Consider the following 10,799-nt stretch of genomic DNA (forward strand, 5'->3'; position numbering starts at 1 on the left):
GCTGCGGGTGCCGACCGCCGCCGCGCGCGGAGCGCGGCGGCGGTGCCCCCGGGCCGGAGGCCAGTTGTCAGCCGCTGGCCTTGAGCGCCAGCCAGAGCTCCATGCGGACGTCCGGGTCGTCGAGCGACCGGTCGAGGATCTCCTCGACCCGCCGCATCCGGTAGCGCAGCGTGTGCCGGTGCACGCCGAGGTCGGCCGCCGCCGCGTCCCACTGGCCGTGCCGGGCCAGCCAGGCCCGCAGCGAGGCCAGCAGGTCGCCCCGGCCCCGCTGGTCGTGGTCGCGCAGCGAGCGCAGCATGCCGTCCGCGAACGCCCGCACCGCCTCGTCGGCCAGCAGCGGCACGATGGAGCCGTCCGCGACATGGTCGTGCTCCACCAGGGTGCGGCCCCGCCGGCGACCGACCAGCAGGGCCTCCCTGGCGTGCTGGTAGGCGGTGTCAACGGCCGAGAGCCCGGTCGGCTCCGAGACGCCGAGCACCAGGCCGTCGGCCCGCCCGCGCGGCTCGGCCCGCGCGTGGTCCACGAGGGCCGCGACGGCCGCGCCGCCGTCCGCGGCCAGCAGCACCAGGTCGGCGCCGTCGGCCACCGCGAGCACCGACTCGCCGGCCCTGGCCGCGGCGGACTCCACCACCAGGCCCAGGTCCTCCAGCGCGCTCGACCCGGCGTCGGCCTCGGCGACCACCACCCGCAGCGGGGCGTCGAGCAGCCCGCCGTAGAGCTCGCCCGCGACCGTGCGCGCGTGGTCGGGCTCGCCGCTCAGCAGCATCCGCAGCACCGCGCCGCCCAGTCGCGCCTCCGCCGCCTGGAAGGCGCGGGAGCGCTCGGTGGTGAGGGTCAGCAGCGCGACGGCCGCCTGCACCGCGTACCGCTCGGCGGGGCCGAGCGGCGTGGCCGTGCCGATGGCCAGCACGGACCTCGGCAGCTGCCCGGTGCCCACCGACTGCAACTCGACCCGGTCGTCGTCCGGCTCGCCCGCCGTCACCACGCTGGCCGGCGCCGACCGGTCGGCGAGGCGCCGCACGTCGGCCGCCGCCTTGGCGGCCCGGCGCGCCGCCCAGCCGGGCGCCACCGCCGTGACGGCGCCGGTGAGGTCGTAGAGCGCGGCCCAGCCGCCCACCTGGCCGGCCAGCCGCTCCAGCAGCGCGCGCTGCCCGCCCGGGGAGAGCGCGGCGCTGGTCAGCTCCCGCTGGGCCACGAACCCCGCCGTCACCGACCGGTACTGCTCGGCGGCTATCGCGGCCGAGACGGCCTTGCTGATGGCGATGAACGGCGTCGGCCGTGGCACGGCGAGCAGCGGGAGGCCGGACTCGCGGGCCGCGCCGAGCAGGGCCGGCGGCACCTCGGGATGGCTGACGCCGACGCCGAAGCCGAGACCGACCACGCCGGCGCCGGCCAACCGCGACACGTAGGCCCGCATCTCCCCCGCGTCGTGGACGGCGAGCTTGAGGCCGTTGGTCAGCAGCAGCTCACCGCCGTCGAGCCAGGGCACCGGGTCGGCGAGCTCGCTGGCGTGCGCCCACCGCACCTCGGCCTCGAGCCGGTCCTCGCCACAGAGCACACCGAGCTTGAGCGCGGTGTGCTGGACGAGGGAGGCGAGGGTCGGGCGCATGCATCACCTTGGGCAGCCAGAGCAACACGTACCATCACCGTACAGCGATTGGCATATGCGTCCGATGGGGCGTCCCAGCGGCACGTGCCGGCAACGGCGAGTTTCCGTCACCGTCGCGCGGCCCGCCCGGCGGCCGGTCAGCCGAGGCGGACCAGCACCGGGGGGCTCGGTTCGCCGGCCACGCTCGTCATCGAGACCACCGCGTGCCGCGGCGGCACCCGGTGGGCCAGCTCGGACGCCGACCAGCGCTCCCGCTCCACCCGCCGCACGGTGACCGATTCCGTGGTGGTGTCCCGGCCGGTGAACGCCCGGCGCACGCCGCGCACCAGCCGCCTGACCATGCCGCCGGTGCGGTCCGGGGTGCGGGTGGTCTCCTGGTCCTCCGTCCAGGCGGTGCCCCAGGCGCGCGCGAAGTGCTCGGCGTCCCAGGTGGTGATCCCGGAGAACGCCATCCGGCAGCCGACCGCGCCCAGCAGTCCGGCGCGCAGCTCGGCCGGGACGTCGTCCAGGGTGCGCAGGGCCAGCACGGCGCCGGCGTTGTTGGGGCGCAGCTGGGTCAGGCCGCGCACCGTGCCCCGGGTGACCGCGGCGGTGGCGTCGTCCAGCACCAGGCAGGCGAAGAGCGAGCGGTCGGGGCGGGTGACGGCGGCGGCGGTGAACTGGGCGAGCAGCAGCCGGGTGATGACGCGGCCGGCCTCGGCGTGCCCGCCGGCCGGCAGGTCGACGCGGACCCGCAGCGGGTGGGTGAGGGAGCTCAGCGAGAACGCCGGCGCCCGGCCGGGGTGCGAGAAGCCGGCACGGTCGAGCAGGGCGAGGCGGTCGGCGAGCTGCGGGCCGAGGTCGTCGGGGCGCTGGGCCTGGCGGACCCTGGCGTCCAGGTCGCGCTGCTGGTCGGCGGCGCCGGCCAGGGCCAGGTCCTCGCGGAGGGTGGCCAGCAGGGCGGGTGCGCCGTCCAGCATGGCGCGCAGCTCGGGCACGCCGGGGAGGTGGCCGTAGGCGGCCTGGTAGGGGCCGATCAGCTGGATCAGCGCGGCGGCCGCCTCGCCCGGGTCGGCGCGGGTGCCGCCGACCAGCGCCTCGGCCAGCAGCGTGGCCGCCTCGTCGGTGTCGGCGGCGCCGCCGTAGAGGTCGAGCTGGTGGGTGCTGGCCGGGTCGCCGACGCGGACGACGATGTCGAAGGCGCTGTCCGGCCCGAGGCCGCTGCGCGCGGTGCCGACGGCGACGACGGCGGCCTGGCCGGTGAGCGCCTGGAGGCACAGGGCCTCGACGACGGGCCTGATGACCCGGCCGGTCTTGCCGGAGCCCGGCGGTCCGACGGCCAGCAGCGAGGTGCCGAGCACGGTGGGGTCGAGGGCGACGGCCTCGCCCCGGTACTCGTAGGGGTTGCGGTCCTCGTCGGGGGCGTGGCCGATGCGGACCTGCCGGGTGAGCAGGTCGTGCTCCGCGGTCCTGGCCGGCAGGTCGCGGGCGCCCGACGGGTGGGTGAAGGCGGCGGCGCCCTCGGCCGCCGCGGCGTCGTCGAAGGTGGGCAGCGCGGTGGGGCGGGCCCGCACCAGGCGCCAGGCGTGCTCAATGCGGGCGTAGTCGAGGTCGCTCATCCGGCCGTCCCTGAGATCGGCCGCCAGCCGCTCGGCGGCCCGGTTCGCGCCGGCGGCGCGCAGCTCGGTGAAGTCGGCGCGCCTGGCCAGTTCGGCGCGCTCCCCGGGGGTGGCGCCGGCGCCGGGGCGCAGCCGCGGGGCGAGCGGGAAGTGGCGCAGGACGGCGCGCCAGCCGCCGAGCCAGGTGGCGAGGGCGAGCAGCAGCGCGGCGTAGAGCGCGTAGTAGAGGTTGTAGCCGACGGTGTAGGCGGTGGTGTCGCCGTCCTGCCACCAGGAGTCGGGGACGACGGCGTAGAACGGTTCGAGCCAGAACTCCCAGACGCCGCGGAAGCTGAGCCGCCAGGCGGCGTAGCAGCCGAGCAGCGCGGCGGTGGCCCGCAGCGCCGCGCCGCGCGGCAGCGGGGGGATGTCGGGGCGGCCGGTCAGCAGCCGCAGCAGGTCCGGGCGCCAACGGCGCCAGAGGGCCAGGCCGTTGCCGACCCGGCCGAAGGCGTAGGCCAGGAACGCGGCGAACAGCAGCTCGTAGAGGTAGAGGACGGTGATGCCGCCCGTGGACCCGCCCCAGGAGTCGAGGCCGAGCCATTCGAGCGGCCACAGCACGAAGCCGAGGTAGCCGTTGGCGTAGAGCGACCAGACGATCCAGCCGACGATCGCGGCGAGCGCGGCGGTGCCGTGCAGCTCGCGGTCGCCGAGCCGGTCGGGGTCCTCCGGGGGCTTGGGGACGTGGCCGGTGCGCCAGACGCCGGGACCGGCCGCCGGCCGCGGCGGGCGCAGCCAGCGGACCAGCGGCGGGCCGGCGTCCTCGGGAGACTCCGGTGGCATGGGGGGCGCGCCCCTGGGGCGTGGGACCGCCTGGGCGTTCTCGCGTGCGGTGCGCGCGTCAGGCGCGCCTTCGGTGCTCATCGGCTGCCAAGCCCCCTGACCAGGCCATCGGGTGACCGTCGCTCGCCGCTCGGGCTGCCGCGCGGGTGCCACGGGTGTGCGGCTGCTCAATCTAATGCCGAACGACCCGGGACACGCAGCACCCGGTCCCCTGCCGCCGCTTTCCTCCGGTGGCGAACGGTCAGGGCCAGGGGTCGAGTTGGGGCAGCCGCCCGGCGTCGGCGCGGGGTGGCGCCGTCGGGGCGCGGCCGGCCAGCCAGGCGGTGAGGTCGGTCAACGGGCCGCGCACCACCACCTCTTCCGCGCCGGTGCCGAGGGCGCGCCGCTCGGGTCCGTCGGTGGCGACCAGCACGAGCCGGATCCCGGAGGGCTCGCGCGGGGCGAGGAAGTCCAGGGCGTGGCCGCAGAACGCGCGGGTCCAGTCGGCCGGGGTGGGGCCGAGCAGCGCGTCGGCGGTGTGGATCTCCGCCTCCCGCCACCAGGCCGCCAGGGCGCCGCGCAGCGGGCCCTCGCGGTAGCGGACGGGACGGTCCCAGTCGGCCGGGCCGACAGCCGCCCAGGCGGCCCGCGTCCGGTCCAGGGCGGCGGTGAGGGCGGCGCGCAGCGCGGCGGCGTCGCGCTGGGCGCCCGCCTCGATGCCGGCGTCCCTGGCGGGGCGACCGCCGTCGTAGACGTCCACCCGCTCGCCGCGCAGGGCGAACTCGGCCTGCCTGGCCAGGGCGAGCCCGACGCCCTCCAGGTGGGAGAGGACGTGGGCGCGGCTCCAGCCGGGCAGCGCGCTCGGCTCGCGCGCCGCGGCGTCGGTGAGCCCGGGCAGCAGGGCCCGCAGCCGGTCCTCGGCGGCGAACACGGCGTCCCGCAGGCCGTCTTGGGTCAGGGTCACGGCCACAGGGTCTCCTTGGTCCAGCCGTCGGCGGTGCGGTGGTAGGCGAGCCGGGTGTGCTCGCGGTCGCGGTCGCCCTGCCAGAACTCGACCCGGTCGGCGAGCAGCGTGTAGAGCGTCCACTCGGGCGGCACGGCGTCCGGCTCGCGGGCGAGCCGGGCCCGGGACGCGGCCAGCGCGGCGGCGCGCTCGGCCGGGTCGGTCAGCGGGCCGCTCTGCCGGCCGAGCAGCGCCTCGGCGCGGGCGCCGGTGCCGCGGGCCAGGAAGTCGGCGGCGCTCAGCTCCCGGCTCTCGGCCACCACCGGTCCGGTGACCCTGACCTGACGGGCCTGTGGCTGCCAGTAGAAGGTGAGGGCGGCCCGCGGCCGGGCGGTGAGCTGGCGCCCCTTGGGGCTGGCCAGGTGGGCGGCGAACTGCCAGCCGCCGGCCTCGGGGAGCACGTTCTTGAGGATGAGCACCCGCGCCTGCGGGGCGCCGTGCTCGTCGACGGTGGACAACGTCATCGCGTGCGGCTCGGGGATCTTGGCGTCGACGGCGGCCAACAGCCAGTCGGCGAACAGCTCGGCGGGCGCGGCGGGGGTGGCGGCCGGGTCGAACGAGGGCAGCTCGCCCGCGAACACCTCAAGGTTCCGCAGCAGTTGACGTAGCTCGGGCATGCCCCTCCGCTCCGGTCGAGTCTCTCGACCCACCCTCGATCTAACGGTTGATGGAGACATTACCATTAGGCGCCTGCCGCGGTTCCGCCCGCCCCTCCCTGCCAGTTCGTCCAGCCGCGTCCCCCGATCACTCCGTGGCGGAGCATGCGGGAACGACGGGGGCGGCCCTAGCCTGCGAGGAGTGACCGGAGACACAGTCCCTTCGCGACAAGGAGTCCCCTCATGAGCGCCTCGACGGAAAACTCCGGCGGCCCCTCCCTCCCCCAGCGGCGCAAGCTCGTCACCGAGATCCCCGGCCCCAGGTCACGGGAGCTGATGGCCCGCAAGCAGGCCACCGTGGCCGACGGGCTGCCCATCGTGATGCCGGTGTTCGCCCGACGCGCGGGCGGCGGCATCGTCGAGGACGTCGACGGCAACGCGCTGATCGACTTCGGTTCCGGCATCGCCGTCACCTCCGTCGGCAACAGTGCCGAGGCCGTCGTCCGGCGGGCGAGCGCCCAGCTCACCCAGTTCACCCACACCTGCGCGATGGTCACCCCCTACGAGAGCTACGTGGAGGTCTGCGAGGAGCTCGCCAGGCTCACCCCGGGCGACCACGCCAAGAAGTCGATCCTGCTCAACTCGGGCGCCGAGGCCGTGGAGAACGCCGTCAAGATCGCCCGCTACCACACCGGGCGACAGGCCGTGGTGGTCTTCGACCACGGCTACCACGGCCGCACCAACCTCACCATGGCCCTGACCGCCAAGAACATGCCCTACAAGCACCGCTTCGGCCCGTTCGCGCCGGAGATCTACCGGATGCCGATGGCCTACCCCTACCGCTGGCCCGGCGGTCCCGAGCACTGCGCCGAGGAGGCGGCGGCCCAGGTCATCGACCAGCTCAGCAAGCAGATCGGGCCGGAGAACACGGCGGCCATCGTCGTCGAACCGGTGCTCGGCGAGGGCGGGTTCATCGTGCCGGCCCCCGGCTTCCTGCCCAGGATCGCGGAGTTCGCCAGGGAGCACGGCATCGTCTTCGTGGCGGACGAGATCCAGTCGGGCTTCTGCCGCACCGGGCAGTGGTTCGCCAGCGAGCACGAGGGCCTGGTCCCCGACCTGATCACCACCGCCAAGGGCATCGCCGGCGGGCTGCCGCTGGCGGCCGTCACCGGCCGCGCCGAGATCATGGACGCCGCACACGTCGGCGGCCTCGGCGGCACCTACGGCGGCAACCCGGTGGCCTGCGCCGCCGCGCTCGGCGCCATCGAGACCATGCGGGAGCTCGACCTGCCGGCCAGGGCCCGCCGGATCGAGGAGATCATGAAGCCGCGGCTGCTGGAGATGGCGGCCAAGCACCCGACGATCGGCGAGGTGCGCGGCCGGGGCGCGATGCTGGCGCTCGAACTGGTGCGACCCGGCACCAAGGACCCCGACCCGGCCGCCACCGCGGCGCTGGCCAAGGCCTGCCACGGCGAGGGGCTGCTGGTGCTGACCACCGGCACCTACGGCAACGTGCTGCGCTTCCTGCCGCCGCTGGTCATCGGCGAGGAGCTGCTCAACGAGGGCCTCGACGTCCTGGAGGGCGCCTTCGACGTGCTGGCGGGGGCGGTCGACGGCCTGTAGCGCCTGGTGGGCCGCGCCGCCCCGGGGCGGCGCAGCCCTGTGCCCGGCCTGGCACCGGATGGAGAAGCTGCGGAAATGTGATGCGGATCCGGCGGCACCAGGCCCGGCACCGGTCGTCCTGTCGTACGGTCGGACCGGTAGCGAGAGCAGCCAGACTCCCGCGACTCCTTTCGGACCGGTACCGCCCGCCCCACACCCCCCGGGGCGTGCGGCCGTCCGTGTTGGGGAGTGGCCGGCACCGCCCCGGAGCTCTCCCCCCTCGCTCCGGGGTGGCTGGGCCACCCCTCGCCCCGCTCAGCCCCCCTTCCCGTCCGCCAGCGTCGCGGCCGCCTCGTGCATGGCGAGCTCCAGCACGGCCGGGTCCGTGAGCACCCCCGAGCCGTCCGGCGGGACCAACCAGCGCACGCCACCCGCGGCCCGGTCCGGAGGCGGCACCACTATCCAGCTGCCCCGGCCGGCGCCCCGCACCCCGGTGCCCACCCAGCGGCCGGCCGTGCCCGGCGGGACGAAGAAGCCGATCCTGGCGTCCCCCCGGTCCGCCAGCACCGGACCCGGCCGGTCGAGCACCCGGGTGAGCACCTCCAGCGTCGGACGCCCCAACTCGCCCCGCACCACCAGCACGTCCCACACCCGGCCGGCCGGGAGCAACGCCACCCCCAGCGGGTGGCGCTCCCACTCCCAGCGGCAGGCCTCCGGCTCGGGGGCCGCGGACGCCAACCAGTCCATGGCCGTGCGCGCGCCCCCGCTGTCGCCCTTCACGCGAACCTCCTCACCCCCGCGGCCCCCGGTGGGCCGGATCGGGTCACGAGGATGGGAGGGCGCGAAGCCCGAACTCTTACGCCGCTTCGCCGCGATTCACCCGTGTCACACGTCACACTCCCCCGTCACGCCTCGACGCCGTCCTCCCCGGAGGCCGACTCGTCGGAGTCGGGCCCGGAGCCGGAGCCGCCGTCGCCGGTGCCCAACTCGAACTCCCAGAAGCCGAAGTCGTAGCCGTCGCCCGGCGCGTAGTCCAGGGCGAGCGGGCCGCGCTCCGCCGACCCGGCCATGGTCCCGCCGATCCGGAAGGAGATCGATCCCGTCTCGCCGGGCGCCAACTCCTCGGGGCTCCGGGTCAACAACACGACGCCGGCGGCCTCGTCACCGATCCAGGCCCGCGCCACGCCCTCGGCCAGGTCCACGGTGTGCCCGCCGCCGTTCGTGACGTGTATGACGAGCAGCTGGCCGGGGTCGCCCTCACGCGGCCCGGCCACGGTGACGGCCAGGCCGTCCGCGTACGCCACCTCCTGGCCGGGCCCGGCCAGGAAGTCGGCCCCCGCCGCCGAGCGCACCTCGGTCGGCCAGTCGGCGCTCCAGCCGGCCAACAGGACCACGAGCACGGCGGACAACGCGCTGCCCGCCGCCCCCGTCCACAACCCGCCGTGGGCGAACACCCGGTTGGTGGCCCGGCCCCCGCGCACGTTCGCCAGGCCGACGAGCCCCAGGACGACGGCCAGCACGCCGAGGGCCAGCGTCAGCGGGCTCAGGAAGAACGTCCAGCAGAACAAAACGGAGAGCAGGCCGAGCACCAACGCGGCGTTGCCCGCGCCGTTCCTCGGTGGCGGCGGCAGGAGCGGCCAGACCGGCCTCTGGTACCACTGCCACGACGCCACGGGAGCCATGCCCTCGGCCGGCGGCCGGAACGGGTTGGGCTGTTGATCGGCAGTCACACGACCTCCACATCTCCAGGACACACCCTACGGTCCGCCACCGACACCGCCGCCGGACCGACCGTCGGACCCGCCCCATACGATGACCACGCACCGAGACCCCGGAGGGCACCTTGTCCGAGCCGACCGCCGCGACCGACCTGACCACGTTCATCGCCGGCCTGCCCAAAGCCGAGCTGCACGTCCACCACGTCGGCTCGGCCTCCCCCAGGATCGTCGCCGAGCTGGCCGCCAGGCACCCGGACTCACCGGTGCCCAAGGACCCCCACGAGCTCGAACGCTACTTCACCTTCCGGGACTTCGCGCACTTCATCGAGATCTACATCTCCGTGGTCGAGCTGATCAGGGACGCCGAGGACGTCCGGCTGCTCACCCACGAGATCGCCCGCGACATGGCCAGGCAGAACATCCGCTACGCCGAGCTCACCATCACCCCGCACTCCTCCGTGCGGCGCGGCATCCCGGACGTCGCCTTCATGGAGGCGATAGAGGACGCCCGGGTCGCCGCGGAGCGCGACTTCGGCGTGGTGCTGCGCTGGTGCTTCGACATCCCGGGCGAGCTCGGCCTGCCGGCCGCCGAGGACACCGCGCGGATGGCGTGCGAGCTGCGCCCGGAGGGCCTGGTCTCGTTCGGGCTCGGCGGCCCCGAGATCGGCTGGCCGCGGCCGCAGTTCAAGCCGTACTTCGACCGGGCCATCGCGGCCGGCCTGCACAGCGTGCCGCACGCCGGCGAGTCCACAGGGCCCGAGACCATCTGGGACGCGCTCACCGAGCTGCGCGCCGAGCGCATCGGGCACGGCATCAACGCGGCGCGCGACCCCCGGCTGCTGGCCCACCTCGCCGAGCACCGGATCCCGCTCGAGGTCTGCCCCACCTCGAACGTCGCCACCAGGTCCGTGCCCTCGCTCGCCGAGCACCCGCTGCCCGAGCTCGTGGCGGCCGGCGTGCTGGTCACCGTGAACACCGACGACCCGCCGATGTTCGGCACCGACCTCAACACCGAGTACGAGGTCGCCGCGCGCCTGCTCGACCTCGACACGGCCGGCGTCGCCCAGTTGGCGAAGAACGCGGTGCACGCCTCGTTCCTCGACCCGGTGGGCAAGGCCAGGCTGGCCGCCGAGATCGACGGATACCTCGCCGCGTGGCCCGGCTGACCGGCCGCGCCGCCGTCGCCGTCGCCCACCGGGGCGACCCGTACCGGGCCAGGGAGAACACGCTGCCCTCCTTCCGCTCCGCGATCGCGGCCGGCGCGGACGCGGTGGAGCTCGACGTGCGCGCCACGGCGGACGGCGTGCCGGTGGTGGTGCACGACCCGACGCTCAGGCGGCTGTGGGGGCACGATCGGCCGGTGGCCGCGCTCACGGCGGCCGAGGTGGCGGAGCTCACCGGCGGCGGGGTGCCGACGCTCGCCGCGGCGCTCGCGGTCACCGCGCCGGTGCGGACCCTGATCGACCTCCCGGAGCGCTCGGCCACCACCGCGCGCGCCACCCTGGCGGCGGTCCGCGCCGCCGGCGCGGCCGACCGCGTCTACTACTGCGGCGACCCGACCGCCCTGCGGGCGGTTCGTGAGGCCGACCCGGCGGCGGAGATCGCCCTCACCTGGCACCGCGCGACCCGCCCACCGGCCACGCTGCTCGCCGAAGTCCGCCCGCGCTGGCTGAACTTCCGCTTCGGCCTGATCACGGAGGCCACGGTCGAACGAGCCAGGTCCCAGGGCTACCGGGTCGCCGCGTGGACTCCCGACACGCGGCGCACGATGCGGCGCCTCCTCGCACTCGGCGTCGAGTCGTTGACGACCAACCGCGTCACGACGCTCTGCCGCCTGCTGGACCGGCCGTAGGGTTTTCGGGGGGGGGGGGG

At 75.8% G+C, this 10,799-nt stretch carries 9 protein-coding genes; 3 read left to right on the forward strand and 6 right to left on the reverse strand.

From position 1 onward, the window contains the following. Nucleotides 1-67 precede the first annotated feature (67 nt). From RNC47_RS34765 to RNC47_RS34780, 4 genes are all read right to left on the reverse strand, one after another. Nucleotides 68-1,609 (reverse strand): PucR family transcriptional regulator, encoded by a 1,542-nt coding sequence (locus RNC47_RS34765; RefSeq protein ID WP_311604716.1) that lies wholly within the window; start codon nucleotides 1,607-1,609, stop codon nucleotides 68-70. Nucleotides 1,610-1,746: 137 nt separating this feature from the next. Then, the gene (locus RNC47_RS34770; RefSeq protein WP_311604718.1) at nucleotides 1,747-4,029 is read right to left on the reverse strand and encodes an ATP-binding protein; all 2,283 of its coding nucleotides are present in this window, start codon (nucleotides 4,027-4,029) and stop codon (nucleotides 1,747-1,749) included. Nucleotides 4,030-4,270: 241 nt separating this feature from the next. Next, a complete protein-coding gene (locus tag RNC47_RS34775; protein WP_311604720.1) occupies nucleotides 4,271-4,972 on the reverse strand; it encodes a maleylpyruvate isomerase family mycothiol-dependent enzyme in 702 nt (233 codons plus the stop codon). Further along, nucleotides 4,969-5,628, reverse strand: a complete 660-nt coding sequence (locus tag RNC47_RS34780) for a pyridoxine/pyridoxamine 5'-phosphate oxidase (RefSeq protein ID WP_311604722.1) — start codon at nucleotides 5,626-5,628, stop codon at nucleotides 4,969-4,971. Before RNC47_RS34780 ends, RNC47_RS34775 begins: the two co-directional genes overlap by 4 nt. A gap of 222 nt (nucleotides 5,629-5,850) precedes the next feature. Here RNC47_RS34780 and gabT point away from each other — a divergent pair, with 222 nt between their 5' ends. Next, on the forward strand, nucleotides 5,851-7,230 hold the full coding sequence (gene gabT, locus RNC47_RS34785; RefSeq protein WP_311604723.1) for a 4-aminobutyrate--2-oxoglutarate transaminase: 1,380 nt from the start codon (nucleotides 5,851-5,853) through the stop codon (nucleotides 7,228-7,230). A gap of 294 nt (nucleotides 7,231-7,524) precedes the next feature. Here the strand turns inward: gabT and RNC47_RS34790 are convergent, their stop codons facing one another. After that, nucleotides 7,525-7,956: a bifunctional DNA primase/polymerase gene (locus RNC47_RS34790; protein ID WP_311604730.1), complete on the reverse strand. Its 432-nt coding sequence runs from the start codon at nucleotides 7,954-7,956 to the stop codon at nucleotides 7,525-7,527. A 158-nt stretch (nucleotides 7,957-8,114) separates the two neighbouring features. Continuing rightward, complete coding sequence (locus tag RNC47_RS34795; protein ID WP_311604724.1) at nucleotides 8,115-8,939, reverse strand: DUF4190 domain-containing protein; 825 nt, start codon at nucleotides 8,937-8,939, stop codon at nucleotides 8,115-8,117. A 113-nt stretch (nucleotides 8,940-9,052) separates the two neighbouring features. Here RNC47_RS34795 and RNC47_RS34800 point away from each other — a divergent pair, with 113 nt between their 5' ends. Both RNC47_RS34800 and RNC47_RS34805 read left to right on the forward strand, forming a co-directional pair. Beyond that, nucleotides 9,053-10,093, forward strand: a complete 1,041-nt coding sequence (locus RNC47_RS34800) for an adenosine deaminase (RefSeq protein ID WP_311604727.1) — start codon at nucleotides 9,053-9,055, stop codon at nucleotides 10,091-10,093. Further along, a complete protein-coding gene (locus RNC47_RS34805; RefSeq protein ID WP_311604728.1) occupies nucleotides 10,081-10,779 on the forward strand; it encodes a glycerophosphodiester phosphodiesterase in 699 nt (232 codons plus the stop codon). Before RNC47_RS34800 ends, RNC47_RS34805 begins: the two co-directional genes overlap by 13 nt. Nucleotides 10,780-10,799 lie beyond the last annotated feature (20 nt).

This window comes from Streptomyces millisiae, from assembly GCF_031845425.1.
GTDB classification, from domain to species: domain Bacteria; phylum Actinomycetota; class Actinomycetes; order Streptomycetales; family Streptomycetaceae; genus Streptomyces; species Streptomyces millisiae.